This window comes from Tengunoibacter tsumagoiensis (assembly GCF_003967535.1).
GTDB lineage: Bacteria > Chloroflexota > Ktedonobacteria > Ktedonobacterales > Ktedonobacteraceae > Tengunoibacter > Tengunoibacter tsumagoiensis.
In genome coordinates, this window is record NZ_BIFR01000002.1 from 481,519 (window position 1) to 504,719 (window position 23,201).

Consider the following 23,201-nt stretch of genomic DNA (forward strand, 5'->3'; position numbering starts at 1 on the left):
CCGAAACCCGCCGCAAGCCGCCGTCCTTTCAAGGCGTGCGGTAAGGCGGGTTTTCTCTTGGCTTTAGCCCTTGCTTTTTTGTATAAAATGTGATATAAATACCGCATGGAAAAACCAGAGTACACCAGTACCCGCATTTGGATACGAACCGTAAGAGCTGCAAAGCTCATCGGAGCATATACCAATGAAAGCATTGTGAAAGTGCTTGATCGACTTGTTCAACAGGAATTAACAAGAGTTCTTGCGAAACAAAAGGAAGAGGAGAAGTGATGGGGAAGGCGACCAAAACGATCAAACAGGCATTGTGCTATCAACCGCAGCATGCGCTCTGGTTTGAAGCTCACCATGCCCTGTTCAACCGGGTGGCCGCCTTCTACTTTGATGTGATCAACGCCCATGTGAAACTGCTTGATCTGCCGACAAAAGAAGCACTCACCGCTCTGGAGAAATGTACTCATCGCACCGCTGATAATCCTGATCCCATCATGCCACTCTCCGAGATTGAGCCCAACATTCCCGCCCTGTTTCGACGCGCTGCCATTAACACCGCACTGGGTTCCGCTCGCTCTTTCTTTTCGCATCTCGCCAGATGGAAAGCGAAAAAGGCGAAAGCGGAGGCCACAGGCAAAACCTGTGGCGATCGCCCACCCGTCCCGCCTCGCACGTGGCGCACATCTCCTTCTTTTTACGCTGGGATGTACAAAGGGCGCACCACGACAAGCATCCTGCTCAAGATCTGGACGGGAACCTGCTGGTCCTGGGTCAAGGTGCGCACGCTGGGAGGGGATGTGGAAGATGGCTACCAATTGGGCAGCCCCTCATTGATTCGCAAAGGCGACCACTGGGCGCTGCATACGCCTCTTGAAAAAACATTCACCAGTCCTGCCAACGTCGTGAAACAGATCGCTCATCCTGAGACACGCATCTGTTCCGTCGATCTCAATCTTGGCGACCACATCGCCGTCTGCACGGTGCAAACTGCCGCAGGTACGATCCTTGCCACCCGCTTTCTCAAGGGTGGCAAACGGATATCCGGCTTTAGGAAAAGTGCGCCGTTTCGACGTATGAAAGATAGCTTCATAGGAGCAGGAGGTCGAGAGTTAATACCTCTTAGAGCAACTGACCTACCTAGAGAGGAAACTTGAAGGGGAAAATAGCATGTCTGTAAAGCAGAGGCAACCGAAGATGTGTAGGATGATGCTCTGCAAGCTCTGAGTGCATGGTGAAGCCTACACTGGTTAAATCCTAGTTTCCAATGGTGCAAAAAGCCACCCGTCGCACCACATCTGAGGCGGCGACATCACAATACTACATCTCCGTCTTCCGATGTAGAAAAGCTCTCTGTGATGAATACCCAATAATGAATGGGGTAAGGAAACGAACGGGGCACCTACACACTCTAAACGTCTTTCATACGTAAATACGGGATCGCCTACGGGTGGCGACACCTACGGCGACGGAACCCTCATAGTAGAGAGGATAAGAAAAAAAAAAAAAAAAAAAAAAAAAATATCTGAACGAAGGAGCAATCTCCGAAAGGAGATGAGAGCCTATCCTTGATAAAGATAGGCAGGGTAGGTATCAGTGAGAAGCAAAGAAGGGGAGGTACGTGTGATGCGTGAAGCCGAAACCATCCTAGCTCTCATCCGCGAGCGAGGAAAGAAAAAACTTAACCTGGAACGGGTCTACAAATTGCTGTATAACCCTAACCTCTACCTCATGGCCTATGGGAAAATCTACAGAAACAACGGTGTAATGACACACGGAGTGACCCAAGAGACGCCCGACGGAATGTCACTGGAAAAAATTGACACCATCATTGAACTAGTACGCAACGAGAAGTGGCAATGGCTTCCAGCACGCAGAACGTACATCCCAAAGAAAAATGGGAAAAAGAGGCCGTTAGGAATGCCGGTCTGGTCAGATAAACTGGTACAAGAGGTTCTACGTCTCATCCTAGAGGCGTACTATGAACCCCAATTCAGTGATCACTCACACGGATTTCGGCCTGGACGCAGTTGTGCAACAGCGCTACGAGAAATCCACAAAAAATGGTCAGGCGTTACATGGTTCATAGAGGGCGATATCTCGCAGTGCTTTGACAAACTCGATCATGGACTTATTCTCAATACCATTAGTGAGAAAGTTCACGATGGAAGATTGTTGCGGCTTCTGCGAGGGCTATTAGACGCAGGATATATGGAAAATTGGACGTACAATACTGCCTCAAGTGGAGTCCCACAAGGGGGTATCATCAGCCCACTGCTCGCAAATATCTTGCTGAACAAATTGGACACATATGTAGAAAACGTTCTTGTCCCACGATACAACAGTGGGGTCAAAAGAGGGATGAGTGGAGAGTATAAAAAACTCGTCGCGGCATCCATTCAAGCAAGACGCATGGGAAACATCAAGATGGCAAAAGAGTTGAGGAAGCAATTTCAAAAACTACCGAGCCTTAATGCGAATGACCCCAATTTCCGACGGCTCAAATACGTGCGCTATGCCGACGACTTTCTTCTGGGTTTTATTGGATCAAAGGCAGAAGCGGAAGAAATCAAACAGCACATCGGGACATTTCTAAGAGAAGAACTCAAACTAGAACTGTCCGATACCAAAACGCTCATCACCCATGCACGAACGGAAGCTGCGCGATTTCTAGGCTACGAAGTCACAACACGCCAAGAAGATACAAAACACCGTTCCAAAAGTGCAATTCACGGTACAAAGGGAAATGGAAGAAGTATCAATGGGAGAATAGGGCTGCGGATGCCGAAAGACGTACTAAGAGAGAAGTGCAAGCGATATATGCGGAATGGAAAAGCAAGACAACGATCAGAGCTGATAAACGAAAGCGATTATGCTATCGTCTCAAAGTATCAACTGGAATATCGAGGCATTGTCAACTATTACCGCCTCGCCTTTAATCTCCATACAGCCAGCAGGCTACGATGGATAATGCAAACCTCACTTCTCAAAACACTTGCTGACAAACACAAAACGACGGTAAATGAGATAGTGAAAAAGCATGAGGTAACGTTAATGGTAGATGGAGTTCAATACAAAGGGCTCCAAGTAAAAATACCACGATACGAGAGAGAGCCGCTTGTAGCGACGTGGGGAGGTGTATCACTGAAATGGGATATCAAGGCACCTATTGAAGAACGGCCACCGAAGATATGGAATACACGAACAGAACTCGTGAAAAGGCTATTAGCTCAGTTCTGCGAACTCTGTGGTGACACGGAGAATCTGGAAGTGCATCATATCCGCGCAATGAAAAAACTCTACGAACGCCCAGGAAGGGAAAAGCCAGCATGGGTGAGACGAATGATTGAATTACGCCGAAAAACGTTGGTCCTTTGCAAAAGATGCCACGTAGATGTAGAACACGGACTTCCGCTCAAAAAGCCTGGTATCAGTCTCGCGGAAATCAAAAGTAGACGACAACACGCAGATGTCGTACGAAAAGAATGATTATGGTACTGGAGAGCCACGTGCATTGAAAGATGCATGCGTGGTTCGGAGGAGGGATGTCGGAAAAGTACTGAGCCTCTCAGCAACTCGTTGGCATCCTATCCTACGGCAGCTTGGCATCATTGCACGCAATCGGAACCAGACCGGGGTCATTGCCACAGGGGAACAGGATAATGCGGCCCTATGGCAACAGATCGCCCATCACGATGAACATGTTTCCCATCAGATCAGCGCTCGCATTGTCCAGTTTGCCAAACAGCACAGGGCAAGCATCCTGGTGTTTGAGCATCTGGGGAACCTGAAACCCGAACAGGGAAAATACAGTCGGCGCGGCAACAGCAAGCGGGCGTTCTGGATGAAGGGACGCATCTTCCGGTATTGCAAGTACAAAGCCTGGAATGAAGGCATCATCACCAGCCGGGTCAATCCGCGCAACACGAGCCGAGAATGTGCCTGCTGTCATGCGAACGTGATTCGCTATGCCCAGGGCACTCCACAGCAAGGCTATACCATGGGGGCTCCACTGGTGATCTGTCCTGCGTGTGGCATGCGTGGCAACGCGGATCGCAATGCATCCATCGTGATTGGTCAACGTCTGGTCTCCCGATACCAAGAAAAGCCTCGCACTCCGCTTGCCCGTCAAACGGAGGACCCGAGAGGGTCAGGTGTGGTCATCTGCCAGGACGCCAAAGAGGACGGGGAACCATCTCTTCCCCCAACCGGGCAAGCAGATCGCCAGGGGCATGGCACCGCCCATGGGAAAAAGCGCAGGATGGGTGCGCCTTCTCCCCGTATTGCTACCCAACTACGCTTGTTCACCGAGTAGCTTCTAGCAAGCACAGACTCAGAAGAGCGACTACGGAGCAGTGCAAGAAGCCGCCGCGTTTCTAACGCGTGCGGAGTGTCACTTCTATTTTAATGGTGGGAATGGAACCAGTAATCCGGTGCCTGGAGCAGGTGCTGATGCTATGATTACTCAGGATGAAACCACCAATGCATCGACAGTTCTGACCATTCCTTTAATTGGCTATGTTAATAAAACCTCCGAATGGAATTGTTCCTATCCTGAGTCGCTCTATCCTAATCAGCAGGCATATAATCCCTATATTCACCCCAATGGCGATAATTGTGGAAATGGTAAAGATGCGAGCGGCAATAACCTTACCGATACCAATATCGGGCTGAACTATACCACCGTCGATTCTACCTGGATGAAAGCCTGGATTCAGCATCTGGTACAGGCTCATGGGACAGCGGCGGCAGGTGGGGTTCCTATCTACCAGATGGACAATGAGCCAGAGAGCTGGAGTAATGTCCATTATGACGTGCATCCATCTGGAACTGGTTTTGATGAGTACCTCAACAAGACCATTGATTACGCCTCGATGATTAAGTCCGTTGATCCAACGGCTCAGATTCTCGGCCCTTCTAGCTGGGGTGTACCGGCCTATTTTGATATGGGCCTGGCAGGTGATAACGAAGCCAGCCATAATCAGGCCTGGATTCCTTATTATCTTCAGCAACTCTATCAGTATCAGCAGCAGCATAATCAGCGTCTGTTAAACTATCTGGATGTGCATTTTTATGCTGTTCAGGCGAACAATGCGAACGAAGATCCAGCCTCCGATGCGCAGCGTCTGCGTTCCACACGTTCGCTCTGGGACCCAACCTATACTGAGGAGAGCTGGATTGGCCAATACTTTACCCCAGCCGAGCAGGTTCAATTGATTCCACGCCTGCGCACCTGGGTTAAGCAGTATTATCCTGGAACCAAAACGGCCTTGACGGAATATAACTTCGGTGACGTCAACGGCATCAATGGTGCCTTAGCTCAAGCCGATGCTCTGGGAATCTTTGGGCGCGAGGGATTGGATCTGGCAACCATGTGGGGCGCTCCCAACGCTACCGATGCTGCGGCTAACTCTTTCCGTTTCTATCGGAACTTTGATGGTAACGGAGGACAGTATGGCGATACCTGGGTGCAATCGACCAGTACCGATCAGGGCCAGTTATCTATCTATGGAGCACAGCGTAGCCTGGATCATGCGTTGACTTTTGTGGTCATCAATAAGACAGGGAACGATCTGACCAGCAATCTGTCGCTGGCCAACTTCACTCCCGATGCTAACGCACATGTTTACCAATATACTGGCAGCAATCTGAGCAGTATCGTCCAGCAGCCAGATCAGGCGGTCAGTGCAAGCGGCTTCTCATACACCTATCCGGCCAACTCAATTACTGAATTTGTGCTGCCTCAGCAAGGAACACCATATGTTGGGGGAGCCAATAGCAATCCAGCGCCATCCTTAAAGAACTCCTTACAGCCAGATGTTCCTGCTTATTCTCTGTATGTTGGTCAGACCTATCCTACGACGGTAACCTGTATCGATGGTAATGGCGTCGGAACCCCTGTGGTAAACGGCGTTAGCTTTGCCTCTGATAATCCAACGGTGGCAACGGTCGATAGCAATGGTGTAGTAACGGGCAAGGCGATTGGAACTGCTCATATCACCGGAACCTCTAATGGAGAAGCGTTTACTGTGACAGTTACGATCATCGGCGTGCAGTCAATCACACTGGCTCCGGCGGCGGTTACCTTGCCCGTGGGGGCTCAGAATCTCGATGCGGTAACGGCGAACTATTCTGATAGCACCACGCAGCCTATTGCGGCCAGTAGTGTTACCTATGCGTCAGATAATCAAGCAGTCGCAACAGTGGATGCGAATGGTATTGTTACGGCAAAGAGGAGTGGAATTGCTCATATCAGTGCCGCTGTGAATGGTCTCTCGGCAACTCAGACGGTCACTGTTCCTGCAACGTATCACCTGCCTGGAGGCTGGAAACAGCAAGATATTGGAGCCGTTGCCACCGCAGGGAATGTGGCCTATAGCAATGGCGTCTATGATGTGACTGGTGCGGGAACTGATGTCTATGGGGATCAGGATCAGGGCCATTTTGTGTATCGTGAACTTCCTCATAATGGGACATTGATTGCTCGTATAACGGCGGTGAAGAATGTCCAGGGGTATGCAGGCGGCGGCTTAATGGTGCGAGATGGTCTGAGCACAGGGGCCAATCTTGTGTATCTGGCAATGTTCCCGAACGGGTCTGTGCAGGTGAAGGCTGGAAGCGCGACTGCCAAGAATATTGGGGGCGTCTGGGGCGGGAATGCCAATAATTCATTCCCCTATTGGGTAAAACTCGATCGGACTGGCGATGTCATCACTGCCTCAATCTCCCCCGATGGCCAGGTCTGGACTCAAGTTGCGCAGGTTCCATTCTCCGCAGCGAAGAGCTATATTGGCCTGTTTGTGACCGCTCACGGTGCGCCCATTATGAATACCTCAACGTTTGATAATGTGTCGTTTACCAACGGTAAATCTACGGTTCCTGGCGTTTCTGGTCATCTTCCTTCTGGTTGGCAGAAAGCTGATGTTGGAGCAGTGGCAGCGCCCGCAAACGCTGGATATCATAACGGAACTTTTACTTTGCAAGCGGCAGGTGCCGATGTGTATGGTACGACCGATCAGTCTGGCTTTATCTATCGGACCTTGCCTGGAGATGGGACCATTACAGCTCATGTTGCCACGCAAGGAAATACAAATGATTATGCCAAGTCTGGTCTGATGCTACGAGATAGTTTACAATCAGGCGCAAATACGGCATTGCTAGCCATCACCCCATTGGGAGCGGCACAACTCACAACCGGAAGTAGTACTGCTTCCAGTGGCTTAACCAATGTCTGGACGAGTAGTGCGAATACCTTTGCCGCGCCTTACTGGCTGCGTCTGCAACGTAGTGGTGGAACCGTCACAGCCTTTACCTCGCCTGATGGGCAGGTCTGGACGCAACAGGCTCAGATTAGTTTTCCAACGGGCTCCGTGTATATTGGCCTGGAGGTCGATTCACATGCTAGCTTCCTGTTTGGAACCTCGACATTTGATCATGTTGCTCTAAGCTAAACGATACTAACTCCAGTTGTAGAAAGAAGGAGCCTGCTAGCATAAGGGATGCTAGCAGGCTCCTTCACAAAGATTTACTTCCAGAATAAGATCATACCTGGTCCATAGTCTGGAGTGGGGCGTTCTATAAAGCCATATTTCAGGTAAAAGCCAGCAGCTCCTCTGGCGGCCATGAGACCGACAAAACCACCTTGATGAGCGTTCTCCTGTAAATAGTGCATAATCTTGTCCATAATGCGCCTACCAAGTCCTTGACCCTGATATTCGGGCAAGACAATGATATCTTGCACATAAAAACAAAGACTCCCATCTCCAATGACTCGGCCACATCCAATCACGCTCTGCTGCTTGAGAACGCAGATCCAATATAAACTGTTCTGCACACTTTTCTGGATTGCATCTGCATCCGCCTCGCCCCAGCCAACGGCAGATCGTAATGCCTGATATTCCTCTACTGTGGGATTGCGTTCGACAAGATAATAATCGTCCATGAAAATGTTTCCCCTGCTTCTCTATTGCCACTTCTCATCATCCCACCTGCTCAGGAGATCCTTTCCAGCGTTGAGGTAAACGTAGTAAGCAGCCAGTGGAAACTGGCATCCAGATTTATAGGCATACCAAAGCCCCCGGCAGCCTCTAAAGAGACAAAGCCATGAACGATACTGCGGAGGCTACGAATGGCATGAATCGTCTCCTCTTCCTCGAGCTTATAGGGAGCAAGTAAGGCGCGAGCAACATCGACGGTCTGGGTAGAGATCTCCACTAATTCCTGGTCTGTTGGATCGGGCGCTTGTAGCGTCAGAGCATAGCGCCCGGGATGTTCGCGTGCATAGGAGCGATAAGCATCGGCAAAAGCAATAATGGCATCAGCACCGGATTTTCCAATGGCAGCGCGTGAGAAGCGTGCCAGCACCTCACGCAAGCAATAGACAGCAAGATTTCGTTTCAAGCCTGGAAGACCAGCTACATGATTATATAAAGAAGGCTTTTTGATGCCCAGGCGTTCAGCCAATCGACCAAGTGAGAGCTGTTCAATGCCTTCCTCATCCACAAGAAGGGCTGCTGACTCAATGACAGCAGTCTGATCTAATCCGGCTCTAGGCGACATATTACACTTCCTGTTTGATTTTCAAATTTTTTTCTGCTTCACGAATAGCCTTTTCCAGGGCCGCTTGTGGCTGAGCAATCATACGGCCATGACCGATCGCCAGGATCGAAGGCTGACGTGCAGCCAATTTACGTGCACTTTCGAGCGCCAGCCCCTTATGCCACGTTGCCAGAGCAGGCAGAGGAAAGAGTGGTTTTATTGTACCAGAGACAGCAACGCCTCCAAGTGTCTGAAGAGCATCACCAGCGATCAGTGCGCGATCCCTGGTATCAAGAAACGCTATATGCCCTGGTGTATGTCCAGGCGTGGCGATAACTTCAAGCGAGCCAACACGATCTCCCTCATGAAGAAGTAGGGTTGGTACAGTAGTGCAGAGGGGATAACCGCCGCGTAAAGGCACCTGTGGTTCGGACGCATCGAGACTTTTATCGCCAGTGAGAAAACGGGCATCCCGTTCGCTAATGCCAACCTGCGCATCCGGAAGGGCTGCGTGTAAAGCATCAAGGGAACCAACATGGTCTATATGAGCATGCGTCAAAAGAATACGGACAATAGGTAATCTCAATTTTTTTGCAGCTTCAATGATCGGTTGAGCCTGTCCACTATCGGCTGTATCAATCAATGTGAATCCATCGTCTTCACGTAGAAGATAGCAATTAACAAATCCTAAATGAGAAAGCTGAAACAGATTATTGCCAGAGGTAGAAGTAATCTTCATACTAATTTTCTCCATCGTGTATAGGTGCCATAGAATTTCATTGAAAACTAATGATGTTAGTATTTTAAACTAACAGAGTTAGTTTGTCAAGGTCAAGAGAGAGGCATATCAACTCTGTGATGATGAGAGTGATATGGATCGGTTCATGCCTTTCAAGGCTGGATTGATGAGAAGGCTGCCTGTGACGAGCAGGTAGATGAGCCCCATCGTGAAGAGCGTAGGAATGAGCCCGATCCAGGTGATCACATATCCACAAAGGAGCCCGCCAATTGGGATACCGCCTAAATAACCAGCGCCAGCTACTCCCAGGACACGGGCTCGTAATTTGGGTGGGATGATCTCTTGTTCAATGGTCATGGCTATGGGGTTCAGCGGGCCTACAACCAGTCCACTAAAAGCGTAAATAACGAACAGGATTGGCAGCGGAACCTGGAGACCGAGAGCCCAGAAGCGCAGACCAATCGCCATAAAGCAGAGGCCATAGGTTAGTCTGCGTGGCAGGCGGTGGCCGAAGAAGCCAAAGAGAAGAGTGCTAACGAAGGCGCAACCGCCAAATGTTGCGCTCAGCAGACCAATGGGGAGTATGTTCTGCCAGATCTGATTGGCATAGACTGGCAGCGCAACCGAGAACAGTGCAGCATCTAATAGGTTCGTGGTCAGTGAGACAGGAATCATTGAACGTAAAACTGGATTGTGAAGCAAGAAGCTCAGGCCCTGTTTAAGAGAGCCAGTGTTGTCTCCCGACTCTGCATGGGTAGGAACGGCCATCGTTGCTGGCACCGCTATGCCGATCAGTAGCGCAGACAGGAAGAAGCTAATGGCATCCAGCCAGAGGAGATTGTTTGCTCCAATCGCGACAATGAGAAGAGCTGCCAGCGGCGCTCCTAAGAGACCTGATACGCGGACCAGTCCATCTCCAACAGCGTTTACCCGTTCCATACGCATCTGTGAGGCCTGGCCCAACTCTGGGAGTAATGATGAACGTGCCGTCTCGCCGGGGGCTTTGAGGAGCCCACCCAGGAAGGCCAGAATAAGTAGCTGCCAGAAAGCCAGCCCCAGTGTATGGAAGAGCAGTGGAATGAGGAGCGTACAGACTCCACTGGCACAATCTCCAATTACGCTTGTTCGTTTGTAGCCAAGTCGATCCACAATCAGGCCACTGAGAAACGCCGAGATAATTGTGGGCAGGGTCGTAAAGAAGGCCGTAATGCCTGTCTTTGTAATGCTACCAGTCGTCTGGAGCACAAACCAGGGAATCGCCAGTAAGGTCAGGCGATCGCCAACAAATGAAATGAGATTGGCTGCAAAAAAGGCCAGCAATGGCAAACGTCTGGGAGGGAGTACTGATGGGATCGTCTGAGTTTCCATTAGTAAGCCTCCTGTTCGATGCGCAGGAGACGATAGGTCTCTGCATCAGAAATAATATTGAGGGCTGCAGAGCTGTTGATACTTTCCAGACGCGTGAGGAGGGCCGGGCGGCCATCGACCTCTAAGCGCCGATCTGGCAAGGTACGAATTTTTTCTTGTTCCTGTATAAAAGTGTGGACTTCTGGTAACGATAAGACCAATCCTGATAACGTTGTGTTGCAGGAGGCCTCGCAGTGTTCACAGAACGTACTGATGATCCTCTCTCCACCTGCCCATTGCCAATCCTGCAATGCTATCTGTAGCCATGAAGGGAGCTCTGTCACCCTCCCTAGCTGGATGATTCCAGGTTTTCCGCACAGCTCGCACAATAACTTCTCTCCATTGAAGTAAGCTGAGAGTGCTGTGCGATAATAGCTATGACACCATCGCCTCAGCTTTGCCATCATTGGCTTATAACTTTTGAGATGGATTAATGCCGATAATTCATTCTTGCTTAATAATTGGTTTTGTTCTGGATTGCAACCTGGACATTTTAGGAAGAATTTTCCTTTGTCAGAGCCGCGCTGCCCCAGGAGTCGATGTTTGCCACAGCGATAGCACCACAGGGGCGTGATCTCCCAATTTTCGGTAGCTGTTCGATGAAGGGAGAACTCCTGTTGCATATCTTGTGTTAACAGGCGGCGCATCGTGACTCTGCCGCGCTGGAGACGTACAGCGAGTGCATTGGGATTGGTTCCGAGTTTTTGCGCAATTTCAGTCAATGGAGCATCGTCAATATAGTGCTGGATAAGAGCCATGCGCGTCTCAGATGGAAGCAAGTCTAATGCGCGCTCTAATAGTTCCAGGAGTTCTTTTCGTTCAAGATCTCGTTCAATAGTGTCATCGGTCGCAAACAGGCCTTCAATCGTCGCTTCATTTTCTGTCTCTGGTTGATAGGCTCTCTGTTGATAGCGATGAGTCTCTTCATTCATCTGTTTGCGTTGCCAGCGTAGATAGACATTGCGGGCAATACCACGTAGCCACTGTGGTTGACGCGATGGATCGCGCAGCGCCTGTTCGTGTTGCCATGCTTCCAGCAATGTCTCTTGGACAAGATCTTCAGCTATCTCATAGTGTCCGCATAGTGATGCACAGAAACGAACAAGGTGTGAGCGTTCTTCTGATGAGAGAAAGAGTGGGGCAAAATTATTCTGTTGTTCCATGACAGGATTCTCCAAAACATGATTCTTTTTATCATACTGCATCTGGAGAATAGTCGCTGAATTCCTCTAAAATATTACGGAAATTTTTGTGAAATTTTTGAAGTTGCTTTGAAGCTGCTACGAAGCACATGCATCCTACTCCCAACCGGTTGATTTCTGTTTTTGTTTTCATCAGAGAGAGCATGATGCCCTCTCTGATGAGACACTGTTTGGGTTGGCCTGCTAGTCATTTTTGCCCGAAGAGGCAGGTAGCCAGAAGCTATGAGTCTGCTCGGGTGAAAGGCGCCAATAGTGCAGGTTCTGGCTCAGATCCTCTCGCAGGAGTGGAAGGTCAACCTCTGCTCCTTTTGGCGTAATCAGCTCAGCCTCTCCACCGGCTGGAAGCTGTAGTGTGATGCGATGTCCACCGGCTTCTGAATGAGCTGTAAAGTGGACAGGTCCATGTGCAATAAAAAGAGTGAGCTCAAGCTGTTCAAGATCGCCCAATTGAGGACGGACCTGATACTGTGCAAAGCCAGGAGTTTTAGCTCGTATGCCTGCAATATCCATATAGAGTACATAGAGAGGAACCACACCGCAGTGGCTCCACTGGCTGATGGAATCGCTTTCAACGTCCCATGCTTCCTGCAATGTATTGTTGAGAAGGACTGAATCCAGCGTTGCCCAGCGGTTGCGAAACTCTTGAAGCACAATGTCTATTCGACCAACTCGCGCCAGAGCCCAATAGCGCCAGCCCCCATTGGCGGGGAATGATAAGCCCAATTCGGGTGGACAGTCTGCTAACACCCTGGCGGCTCGTGCAATGTTGTTGTCAGGACACTGCTGATAGAGAATACTGGTTGCCAGAGAGCGATCGCACAGATGTATCTCTCCCTCTTCCTGTAGCCAGGGGAGATTATTCACAAAACAGCCCTGCTCTTTACTCCAGTAGCGCTGAACCGTTGCATGAAGCAGCCTGGCCCCTTCTTCCTGAAAGTAGGCTGCATGTTCGGTATCTCCAAGGGCATGTGCCATGGGGCTAAGAGCATGTTGGAGCATAGCAGCGGCATAGAGATTGAACGCGCATTGTTTATGCTTCTGCTGTACATACGCCTCATGATCGACCCAGACGACTGGTACACCAAGATTCTCTACTGGGAGGAGTTTATCGGCCTGGCGTAAAGAGAGCAGGTAATGAGCAAAGCGCACCAGGCGAGCATAGGGAATATGCAGAGCTTCGAGATCTCCTGACTCGAGATAATAGTGCCAGCAATCAAACGTAAAGCCGATGCTATGATCCAGCAGCGGGCCCCACGGAGTGAGATCGAGCGTGCGTTGGGCAATACGAACAAGTCGATCGGTGCCGGGCCAGCAATCGAGAAAGTAACCTTCGTAGGTCAGACCTTCACTGTAGGTGCGCAGAAAGCGCCGAGAGATCTCCCGATCACCAGAGCTATAGCGGATCGCATATAATTGATGCCCACCATCTCCACTATATTGTTGGCGTTCACGTCCCATGCCATCAACAATGGTCTCCTGAGCACTATTATACATAGTATTAAGATTCGCCTCAAATAAACGCTGGAGGGCTGGCTCATTACAGGAGATACCAGCATGGTCAGGCCAGGGATAGAGCCGTCTTCGCACACCAACCTGATAAAGAGTAACAGGACGAGAGGCATGATGTATATGCAGCTGAAGCCAGCGCAGCGATTCAAAATCAAAAGGGGAGAACGTATTGAGCCCCTCAATGCACGTAAAGCGTGACCAGGAGAAAAAATGATTATCCAGCCAGGTAGTCTTCTCAGGATCATGAGACTCCTGCGTCATCAGCTCAATCACGGTCCCCTCTGGAGCCTCAATCGTGAAGACAGGCCAGCCTACAATCTGCTCAGAAAACTCAAAGGTCGCAAAGATGCCCTGATCTGAATCAGGGGTGGCTGGAAAAGTCCAATGCGTAGGAGGCTCAGCATCTTCCGTAAGGGTAAATGAATTGGGGGTGCGGAACTCAAACCAATCGTTTGGATTGCGCCGCCACTGGACCTGACCGCTGCCCTGTAGACGAAGAGCGGGCACAAATTTCTCTCGGGTTAGAGGAATCTGGCGTGCCAGCATCCCTGCTGAAGAACTTTGAGCACGCATATCCGTAAGATAATCGCGATAGCCATTGGTAGCTGGAGGCAGAGTTGCTGAGCCATCTAATAGCATAGCAGGAAGCCACGATGCATCAGGAGTAAAATCGCGAGTTGCCCAGCCTTGAGGATGGAGACGAGCATCGAACTCCTCTTGAAGAGCCCGGAGATACCATCGTTTATACTGACCTGGTCGATGGGCACGATCCAGAAAGCTGAGCCAGGAATCGTCCGAGATCAGCTCTTCTTGTGTCCCATCCGTGTATTCAATCTCTAACTTACAGAGCAAACCAGGTTTGCCCGTTGCCCAGGTGCCATCGCCATGTCCATAGTAGAGCACCTCTACCCCCAGCACATTGAGACCGGCACCTAGATAATGCGTCAGATCAACAGGATCAGCTTCGAGCCAGCGTGGATCAGAGGGCGCAGGCCCCCATTGAACACGCTCACCATTCACCGTCAACAGATAACGGCTATCAGCAGTCAGCCAGCCTGTTACTCTACGAGGACGAACAGCAAGATTCAATTCACGGCGAAATAAAATAAACGTATTTGGTAACGTACGGGCTGATGGAAACCAGATCCAGCGTGCAGGGGTGAGATCCAGCTTTATTCTTTCATAGCTCTGACCCTGTAAAGCCAGCGCATCAAACGACTCAGTTGATGACATTGAGAGATCCTTCCTTCTTCAAGCGCTAATAGCTCCCAGTATAAGCCCTCATAGGGATTTTTGCTATGGATAGAATCAATTCTCTTCTGGATAAACTCTTTCATGAATGTCTCATGTCTCTAAATGTCACAGAAAATCGTGTCAATGATAGACAAACGAAGGAGTTAATAGAGGGCTGAAAAAGGAGGACTACTATGGCCGATAAAGAGAAAAACCAGGAGCGAGAAAGCCAGAAAGTCGCACAAGAGAATCGAAAGAGTGAAGACCAGAAGCAGAAAGGGCCAGTTCTGGCGAAACCAGTTCATCCAGCGGGACAGGACAGGCCTGGCAACAAGCCTGGCGTCAATAGTGATAATGATGGGCCACTACACAATGGTGATACAGCCGGCTAGTTTCTAAGCAGATGAACAAAGAGAGGGGAGGCTTCCCTGCATAGGAGAGCCTCCCCTCTTTGTGGTATAGCAATGAGATCCTATGCCTGAGAAGACGCCTTCTCCCCGGTCGTGTTCGTGACTGATAACTGATTTTGTGGCAGAAACTGTTCTGGTGGAATGCCATTCGCCTGTAAAAGATGCATAATCATATGTGTCTGATTAAGAATAGCCTCATCTTGAGAGCCCAGATGCGTCATAATCTGCTCAATATCATGATAGGTATTCATCGTTGTTTTGTATTGCTCTTCAGATTGAAGTTCTTGTTTGCGTCCTAACAGGCCCTGACCAACCATAATCACAATCATCAGAGGCAATTGAGGGACAGAGGCCAGACAGAGGAGAAGCGGCCAGGGCAAAGGATCGAAGTGAGCAATTGTCGCATTAGAAACAATCCATAAGATAATCCAGGTCACAATGAGCCAGAACGTCGGCATAGCAGAGAAAAGATTCGTCATACTCACCGCGACTTTTTGATTGAAATTTCCAGCGGCCTTCTCCATCTCAAACACGCGATTAACATTACTGGGGGTATGTCCACCGGGAGCGGAATGAAACAGAGATTTGCGAAGCTGCTCCAAATGATTTACTAATTTGTCTGAAGGCACACGTGCATTTTCCATTGAACGCCTCTCCTTTATATAAGCTATTTAAAAAAGACGAGGAACTTTCCCTCTAGTGATTCTCTACCTATATCAACGTGGGAGAAGGCAAGTATCAACATAGGAGAAGGCAAGAAATGCCTGTGTGTTTTTGCGCTATAACCGACTCATTCACCATCACAAGAGAGAAGTTTCTCCCAAAACTCTTGCAGAATACTTAATAGATGGAATATAATTGATAGTGGTAAAATTTGAGCTATTATGACATAGGTGAGAGCAATGAGCCTGAATAGAGAGGCGGGCGTATTTTATTTCCGCTATGATAAATACGCTCAATAAGATTAATTAGAGAAAGGGTACATTGTATGGAGCTACATGATCCCATCCCCCAAAAGTATCTCATCGATCTTGATCAAGCGGCAGAGAAAACTCGTTTAACGGAGCAAGAAAAGCTCATAACGAAGGCAATGGGTGGACTTTTTCCAGAGGGGCAAGATCTTTCACAGGCGAGAAAACTGTTGGACATGGCCTGTGGTCCTGGGAGCTGGGTCACAGAGGTTGCTCGAAAATACCCTGAGCTTGAAGTCATAGGTGGAGACATCAATCCAACCTTCGTAAACAATGGAAATCTGCAGGCCGAGATTGACGGGCTAAAAAACCTCTCCTTCCAGATTATGGATATTCGTAAGCCATTGCCATTTGACGATAATACATTCGACCTCGTCAATGCGCGTTTAATCCTTGGGTTTATGGATAGAGAGGCCTGGCCAATCCTGATTGCAGAGGTCAAACGCATTCTACGCCCTGGTGGCGTCATCCGGCTCAGCGAATGTGAATACGCCTCCACCAGTAGTCCAGCACTCCAGCGTATAAATGGATATTTATCGCAGGCGCTGGCTGCGCAAGGGCGAACCTTTTCGCCTGATGGTCGCTCTTTTGGATTAACGCACCGCATAGGGAAACTTCTCCAGGAGGCAGGCTTTAGCAGCATCTCCAAGCGAGCCTTTCATATCGACTCTTCCTATGGCAGCGACCTGCATGAAAGCACCTTACATGATAGTGATGTCGTCTTTGTCCTGCTCAGACCCTATCTTATACAATCGGGAGCGTTGAATGAGAAGGAATACGACGAACTGTATGAGGCCATTTATAAAGAGAGCCGCAGTACCGATTACACGGGCATTACATTTGGCTTAACAACCTGGGGAAGAAAAGCGTAGGACAGAAAGAGCTCAGATAGGAGACCTACTGAGCTCTTTCTAATTTTTCTCAAGTGCTTAATGGTTGTGAGTCATACGAAGAGATTGATAGCGGCGCGTCTGGTAGATAGCAATGAGGACAGGCACAATTAAGAACAGGCCAGCCAGAGAGACAACACCAAAGAGGCCAACGATAGCTGCAAAGAGCAGAGATAGCAACGTCAGTCCTGGATAACGAGAAACAAAGTAGAACGAGCGGCGTAGCATATGCCAGCTCGAGCTTTCTGGTTTCTCAGCAAACAGAGGACCCCAATACATAGAACAGAGAAGGAGGCAAAGAAGGAGCGCACCAGACAGAGCTTGTAAAACAAACAGATGAAGCGTATTTGCCAGAGTAAGCCCCAACAGAGCCACTCCGAGCGTGCCAAACAGTGGGGCCAACCGTTGCATCCCTGCAATAGCCAGCTGTTCCCACATTGACCGTACGACCTCTAACGAGAGAGGTTCACGATGGTTCAGATACTCTACCAGGCCATAGAGAACCCCAGTTGCGCCAGCGGATGCAATCAGGCCAATCACCAATAAGATCCCACGCACCCACAATGGCCAGATAGTCATCCCAACGGCGAGAAACAGCGGAATGAGCGTCACAGACCAGAGCAGATTCACAGCCACCAGCCCCTCAATATTCTCCTTAGCCAATGTAAACGTTCCCCAGAAAGGGCTACGATAGGCATCTTCATCCACACTAATAGGATCATATGCTGGCATGAGTTATATCCTTCCTTCGCAAAGACCAGGGCTTACTTCAGACCACGAACGCGAATACCACTGAGCAAGTAGCGGAAACTGATAAGAAAGACCAGAAAGACAGGAATAGATTGTAAGATACTCAGCACCATAATACCATTCCAGGTATAGCCTTCCTGTGCTAAGCGAGCCGCCTCATGAGCCTGACTAAGGGCAGCAGACGAACTGGTTGCACCAGCCTGCGTAAATGCATTGATCAACCGATAAATAGCAACCGTCATCGTTAGCTTATCATAGCTTTGCAAAGTAAGCGAGGGAAAGAGATAGGAATCCCAGATAGCATTAAACTGCATTGACATTACCACAGCAAAGACCGGGATACTCATCGGCAGAACAATGCGTCGGAAGATATTGAACTCCGACCCGCCATCGACACGAGCCGCATTGATAACCGAGTCGGGCAATGTATCGAAGAACGATTTAAAGTACAGAAAGCCAATCGCGTTAAAGACGGCAGGGAGAATAATTGACCAGGGCGTATCAAAGAGCGAGATGTATGGGTATTGATCGCCACTCGGGAGTTCAGGGACATAGGTAACAGGGTAAGGGAAATGATTGACCAGTAGAAAGGTTGGCACAAGAGTTGCGACCGCTGGAATCATCATCGTGCCGATAAAAAACAGAAACAGCCAGCGACCAACTGGCCCACGGAGCAACTTGCTACAGGCATAGGCAGCAAACGCAGTCACAGGAGTTGAGATGAGCAGAGTCATCCCCGCAATAAAAATGGAGTTCCAGAAATAAACAGCAAAATTTTGATCTGGAGACTGATACAGACCAGTAGAGACAAAATTCACCATGAGCTTCCAGGCACTGAGCGTAGGATGCTGAGGCCAGAGCGTCGGAGGAGTTGAGACCGTCTCAAAGCCATCTTTGAGCGAGGTAATAATCATAAAGTAGAAAGGGACAAGATGCAAGAAAATGCCGAGGCACAGCACTCCAACGATTGCCCACCATGCAATGCGTAGATGTGGTTGTTTGCGTCCAACAACAGGAAAGAGAGCCATAGATATTTCTTCCTTCTTTGATGCCGTACCTATTCAAGGTACCCTTGCCGATAGTAGTCTCTGCTTAAGCGTCAGGATCTTCCTTCACGAGTGCTCGGAACAGGAAAATCATCGCCAGTGTCAATGCAAACACAATGCAAGAAAGTGCCGTAGCATCGCCGTAGCGTGTTGAATCGATCAACTTATAGACATACATCATCACCACGCGACTTGCGCCAGCGGGTTCTCCTTGTGTGAGAAACTGAGGGAGATCATAGATCTGCAGAGAGCCAGCAATAGCGAGAAAGAGACTAAGAAAAACGATGGGACGGAGTCGTGGGAGTGTAATGGTCCAGATCTTGCGGAACATGCCAGCCCCTTCAACCTCAGCCGCCTCAAAGTAAGAAGAAGGAATGCCTTGAATTGTTGCCATATACAGCAGGCCAGGGCCAAAAAACAGAATATTTGGGAAGACCAGCCAGAACAACACCTGATTGGCATCAGACAGGAACGCCTGGTGAGGCAGATGCAGAATGCCAGTAGCAATATACTCAAAGAGGCCATACGATGGATCATAGAAATAGCGCCAGAGCATAATCGTCGTGATGCTGCTTAAGGGCAAGAACCACAGAAACATCATCGCGTACGTCACCCTTTTGGGCATCTCCATGATAAAGATACCGGCAATAATTGGCAGCGCAAACGTCAACAGGATATTCAGGCCAGAATAGAGATAGGTGACCTGAAATGAGCGGAACACTTCTTGATCTGTCCAGAGATGTTGATAGTTATCCAGTCCAACAAAACTGGGTGTCTGTAGAATATCGCCGCTGGTAAAGCTAAGAACAAAGCTCATAACCAGAGGAAGCCAGCCCCAGGACAACTGAAACAAGATCGCAGGAATTAAAAAGAGCCAGATCTCAAAACGATTTCTGCGCCGTAGGGTTGGGGCGGGAGCCGAGATTGCACCAACCGCTGTGGTCTCCCCGACAAGATTTTTGGACATCATCATCCATCCTTTTTCACAAAGTAGTAGACGATCGTAGACGATCCGATGATAGAAGGTCTGGAGAAAAAACGGAGAACGCAGGAAACGCTCATTACTGAAATATTTCTGCGTTCATCCGATCTTATCTATCTTAACAGATTACTAAGAGAGAGCAGGCAATGCATACTTCGTGTAGTACTTCGTCCAATCGCCTTCATAGAAGTCAGGCTGGTTGGCTTTGAAGTAGGTATCGAGAGCAGCCAGATACTTTTTGGCTGAAGCCGTAAACTCTTCTGGAGAGAGATCCGACTGCAAAGTAGAAGCTTGCTGATTATAGACCTGCTGGAAGTTGTGCAGAATGTCAGAGACATTATCCTTTGACTGACTGAGCTTTGCCAGAAGATCATCATGAGCGGCAGAGGTTGGGCCAGTCTGCTTATCGGGTGCGAAGAACGTCTCGATCTGAGGCAGAGGAGCCAGGTTTTTGATGGGATCCATATACGATTTCACCCAACGGACGCCATAGGCATTCTCAACCGTCACATCGGCAGGGACTTTGGGGTTCTTCTGATAGATATTAGCAGGAGCAATAAACTTGTAGGCATCCTGTGGCTGTTTCGTGAGCTCATATTTCTTTGCATATTTGTTGATATAGCCATCGCCATAGACGCGATAGATATAGAGATCAACAGCCTTTTGGAGCACCTCAGATTTCACATAGCTGGGGAACATCACCTGACCACTAATAGAGCCATAGATACCTGAGTTATAGCTACCATTCTGACCTTTAGGATAAGAGATAAAGCCAACCAGATCATCAAAAGGTTTGCCATACTTTGCAGGCATATCGACAGGAGTTACTGGAGCATACCCACTAATTGTCCCCTGGAAGGCATACCCTGGAGAGAATGGATACTGTCCAGAGGCAAATTTACCCATGGCAGGTCCTTCCCATGGATAAGCAACCGTATTCTGCTCGATCAGGTTGTCATCCAGGGCAGCTTTACGATAGTCCTGAGCCAACTTTGTCCATGTCTCAACCCAGGGATCGATATTGATCTGCCAGTGCCAGGGAGTTTTAGGTGAAGGCACAGAGCCAAGAATGCCGTTGGGCTGGCGATCCAATTGATTCGAGTTGAAGATCCAGGCAAACATCCAGGATGGTGCTCCCATGACCGGTTTCCCATCGGTCTGGAACTGGCGCAAGAGGGCATAGAACTGATTCCAGGACCAGCCGAACTGGGGCTCATCGATGCCTCGCTCTTTCAGCAGATCGCGGCGATAATAGAGACCGGCACCAGCACCGACGCCATCTCCTGGCAGGGCATAATACTTCCCATCAAGATTATAGCCATTCTTGAACAAAGGTTTGGCATAATCAGCCAGTTTATTGTCAAGATCATACTGATGATACAGATCAGTGACATCGGCAGCGAATTTCACCTTTGAAGCACTGCGTGTGAGGGCAAGATTTGAAAAAACAGCCATGAGCGAGGGAGCTGTGCGAGCAGCAATCGCAGCCTGAGCCTGCTGGTCGGTGTTGGCTAGATTATAAGAACTGGCCTTGATGGTGACATTCTTATTTTTGTTGAGCCAGTCCTGAATAACCTCTTTTTCAGAAATATCATCGGGATCGGTCAGAGGTTTTTTGCTTGTGAGAACAGAAGCCTTGACCGGCCAATCAGCTAACGTCAATGTAACCTGAGCACCCGCGCCTGAATCGCCGCAGGCAGTGAGAAGCGCACCGCCAATAAATGAGGCGCTACCGAGGACCAGACCGGTCTGTGCGGATGTACGCAACATCTGACGACGCGTCATTCTATTAGGGGTAGATGAGAGAAGAGCGTCCTGTGTCATTGTCTCTTTGTTCATTCGTGGTCTCCTTTAACCAGCAATATCGATGAAAGTAACAGTACATACCATCTGAGAGCGAAGGAAGAGAATGCCAATTATACCTGAGTAAGAAAGAAGCTCAAGAAAAGAATCTTTCACCTCCAATCCGACGCATCTAATGAGAGCACGAGATATGTTAAAAAATCTTCTAAAAAAGCATGGTTATGGCCTTATAGACTATTATGCGGAAGGTGGACGTAATCGAGGTCGAATGAAATATTCCACATCGTCCGGTTTATAGTCACTAGCCATAGCAGTATCTAGAAGAGAGAATAAAGCTCGAACAATATCAATTGGTTCTATCTCAATGGTTGCCATTGCTCTTGTTTTTCCAAAGAGGATAGGCGAACCAGGCGTCACATGGGAGATAATCTTTATATCTCCTCCAGGTCGCAAGCCAAGCTCTTCCCAGGCTACAAGGGCTCCCGAAGCCATCATGTCATCCGCAATATACATACCATCGGGGCGATGTTCTCGAAAAGAGGTAAACAACTCTTTCGTGACCATATAGCCCTGTTCCTGATAAGTAAGCTCTCGCCCATAGGGAGAGGGAAGGATTGATGCCTGGCGAAATAGTTCTGGATAGACCGAAAGACCCAGACCCGGTAACAAACGCTGAAATAGTTTCTGGCAGGACTCACTGGATTGAGTCCTGTAGATTGGCTCAATGCAGGCAATTTTTTTACAGCCTTGTTGAACCAGCCAGTGCAATGCCTGTTGGTCTGATTCCTGAAATGCCACTTGCACCGTAATATCGCCTCCGCCAGCAAACGTTACATGTGGAATCTGTAAAGCAGATGTATGATCCTGATAGCGAGCATTGGCTCCAATCAGGATGCACGCGTCGGCTTGAGAGATCTTAAGCAGATTGATATATTCAGCGGACAGCGTCTGTCCATGGGGTTGCCAGAGAAAATGAAAGTGATACTGTTCATTTTTAAAGTTGGCGTGCTGCTCACTTTCTTTCAGCAGGTTTGCTAACAGTATTGACCAGAAAGGTGACTGACCTACATTAGATAAGCTAGAGGCATTAAAAAGCACATGGATATTCTTCCGGTTGATGGACGTTGCGACAAATATCCCCTGACGTTCTTTCCGATGAATAATATTTTCGGTCTCTAACAGATCCAGAGCGGCAGTCAACGTTGCGCTTGATGTGTTAAACAGAGTGCACAATTCGCGGATTGTTGGGAGTTGGCGTCCAGGTCCCTTTTCCAATGCAAGAGCACGAAGAAGTCCACGGATCTCCTCCACTTTCCTATTCGAGCGTCTGGTACTGGCGTGGCGGAGTTGTTTGGGTGTCACCAGATAAGTGGCATCGATTGCTGCTTCGACCTTTGTCTTCTGCTCTGACATTGAGATTTATCCCACCTTTTCTTCTCGTGAACCACTCTGTTCTAAGACAATAATACTGAGCAAAAGCCTAACTGTCAAGTATGCAGGCAGGGAATTATGGCACGTGTTTGAAATTTGTTCTTTTTTGCTTCTGCGAAAGGGCTGTAACGCGGTAAAAATGGTCCTATACGTGCCAGATTGATGAAGAAGGGCCCAGAAAAAGATATGGAAAGCCAGACATACACCTGGATTCTTGCAAAATATCCTTGTTGCTCTTGACATTTAGGCTCTTCCATTTTATTCTTGTACTAGAACACAGATATGTAATAGGGGATGCCTTG

17 protein-coding genes and 1 pseudogene are annotated in these 23,201 nt (G+C 48.9%); 6 read left to right on the forward strand and 12 right to left on the reverse strand.

Annotated features, from left to right (window positions below; all coding sequences use genetic code 11):
- Positions 1–269 precede the first annotated feature (269 nt).
- From EL628_RS22735 to EL628_RS22750, 4 genes and pseudogenes are all read left to right on the forward strand, one after another.
- Complete coding sequence (locus tag EL628_RS22735) at positions 270–1,145, forward strand: hypothetical protein (RefSeq protein ID WP_126582304.1); 876 nt, start codon at positions 270–272, stop codon at positions 1,143–1,145.
- 469 nt (positions 1,146–1,614) lie between these two features.
- A complete protein-coding gene (locus tag EL628_RS22740) occupies positions 1,615–3,477 on the forward strand; it encodes a reverse transcriptase/maturase family protein (protein ID WP_126582305.1) in 1,863 nt (620 codons plus the stop codon).
- A 112-nt stretch (positions 3,478–3,589) separates the two neighbouring features.
- A pseudogene (locus tag EL628_RS22745) lies at positions 3,590–4,303 on the forward strand (zinc ribbon domain-containing protein); the annotation flags it as partial.
- A 40-nt stretch (positions 4,304–4,343) separates the two neighbouring features.
- Positions 4,344–7,439, forward strand: coding sequence for a glycoside hydrolase family 44 protein (locus EL628_RS22750; protein ID WP_126582307.1), 3,096 nt, complete (start codon positions 4,344–4,346; stop codon positions 7,437–7,439).
- 74 nt (positions 7,440–7,513) lie between these two features.
- On the opposite strand, the gene EL628_RS22755 is transcribed toward EL628_RS22750, so the two are convergent.
- The 6 genes from EL628_RS22755 to EL628_RS22780 form a co-directional block, all read right to left on the reverse strand.
- Entirely contained in the window at positions 7,514–7,930 is a 417-nt protein-coding gene (locus tag EL628_RS22755; RefSeq protein WP_126582308.1) for a GNAT family N-acetyltransferase, read from the reverse strand.
- 50 nt (positions 7,931–7,980) lie between these two features.
- Positions 7,981–8,547 (reverse strand): TetR/AcrR family transcriptional regulator, encoded by a 567-nt coding sequence (locus tag EL628_RS22760; protein ID WP_126582309.1) that lies wholly within the window; start codon positions 8,545–8,547, stop codon positions 7,981–7,983.
- A 1-nt stretch (position 8,548) separates the two neighbouring features.
- Positions 8,549–9,265, reverse strand: a complete 717-nt coding sequence (locus EL628_RS22765; RefSeq protein WP_126582310.1) for an MBL fold metallo-hydrolase — start codon at positions 9,263–9,265, stop codon at positions 8,549–8,551.
- 108 nt (positions 9,266–9,373) lie between these two features.
- Complete coding sequence (locus EL628_RS22770) at positions 9,374–10,633, reverse strand: MFS transporter (RefSeq protein ID WP_126582311.1); 1,260 nt, start codon at positions 10,631–10,633, stop codon at positions 9,374–9,376.
- Positions 10,633–11,835, reverse strand: a complete 1,203-nt coding sequence (locus EL628_RS22775; RefSeq protein WP_161975688.1) for an RNA polymerase sigma factor — start codon at positions 11,833–11,835, stop codon at positions 10,633–10,635. Before EL628_RS22775 ends, EL628_RS22770 begins: the two co-directional genes overlap by 1 nt.
- Before the next feature lie 222 nt (positions 11,836–12,057).
- Positions 12,058–14,616 carry an alpha-L-rhamnosidase-related protein gene (locus EL628_RS22780; RefSeq protein WP_126582313.1) on the reverse strand — a complete coding sequence of 853 codons (2,559 nt, stop codon included), beginning with the start codon at positions 14,614–14,616 and terminating at the stop codon, positions 12,058–12,060.
- Positions 14,617–14,810: 194 nt separating this feature from the next.
- Between EL628_RS22780 and EL628_RS22785 the strand changes: the two genes are divergently transcribed.
- Positions 14,811–15,008: a hypothetical protein gene (locus EL628_RS22785; protein WP_126582314.1), complete on the forward strand. Its 198-nt coding sequence runs from the start codon at positions 14,811–14,813 to the stop codon at positions 15,006–15,008.
- Positions 15,009–15,088: 80 nt separating this feature from the next.
- On the opposite strand, the gene EL628_RS22790 is transcribed toward EL628_RS22785, so the two are convergent.
- The gene (locus EL628_RS22790) at positions 15,089–15,670 is read right to left on the reverse strand and encodes a DUF1003 domain-containing protein (protein ID WP_126582315.1); all 582 of its coding nucleotides are present in this window, start codon (positions 15,668–15,670) and stop codon (positions 15,089–15,091) included.
- A gap of 344 nt (positions 15,671–16,014) precedes the next feature.
- Between EL628_RS22790 and EL628_RS22795 the strand changes: the two genes are divergently transcribed.
- The gene (locus EL628_RS22795) at positions 16,015–16,869 is read left to right on the forward strand and encodes a class I SAM-dependent methyltransferase (RefSeq protein WP_126582316.1); all 855 of its coding nucleotides are present in this window, start codon (positions 16,015–16,017) and stop codon (positions 16,867–16,869) included.
- Between the two features lie 57 nt (positions 16,870–16,926).
- Here EL628_RS22795 and EL628_RS22800 read toward each other — a convergent pair whose 3' ends face one another.
- From EL628_RS22800 to EL628_RS22820, 5 genes are all read right to left on the reverse strand, one after another.
- Complete coding sequence (locus EL628_RS22800) at positions 16,927–17,619, reverse strand: hypothetical protein (protein ID WP_126582317.1); 693 nt, start codon at positions 17,617–17,619, stop codon at positions 16,927–16,929.
- Positions 17,620–17,651: 32 nt separating this feature from the next.
- The gene (locus EL628_RS22805) at positions 17,652–18,665 is read right to left on the reverse strand and encodes a carbohydrate ABC transporter permease (protein ID WP_126582318.1); all 1,014 of its coding nucleotides are present in this window, start codon (positions 18,663–18,665) and stop codon (positions 17,652–17,654) included.
- 64 nt (positions 18,666–18,729) lie between these two features.
- Positions 18,730–19,650 carry a carbohydrate ABC transporter permease gene (locus tag EL628_RS22810; RefSeq protein ID WP_161975689.1) on the reverse strand — a complete coding sequence of 307 codons (921 nt, stop codon included), beginning with the start codon at positions 19,648–19,650 and terminating at the stop codon, positions 18,730–18,732.
- 144 nt (positions 19,651–19,794) lie between these two features.
- A complete protein-coding gene (locus EL628_RS22815; protein WP_126582320.1) occupies positions 19,795–21,504 on the reverse strand; it encodes an ABC transporter substrate-binding protein in 1,710 nt (569 codons plus the stop codon).
- Positions 21,505–21,705: 201 nt separating this feature from the next.
- Positions 21,706–22,881, reverse strand: a complete 1,176-nt coding sequence (locus tag EL628_RS22820) for a GntR family transcriptional regulator (RefSeq protein WP_126582321.1) — start codon at positions 22,879–22,881, stop codon at positions 21,706–21,708.
- Positions 22,882–23,201 lie beyond the last annotated feature (320 nt).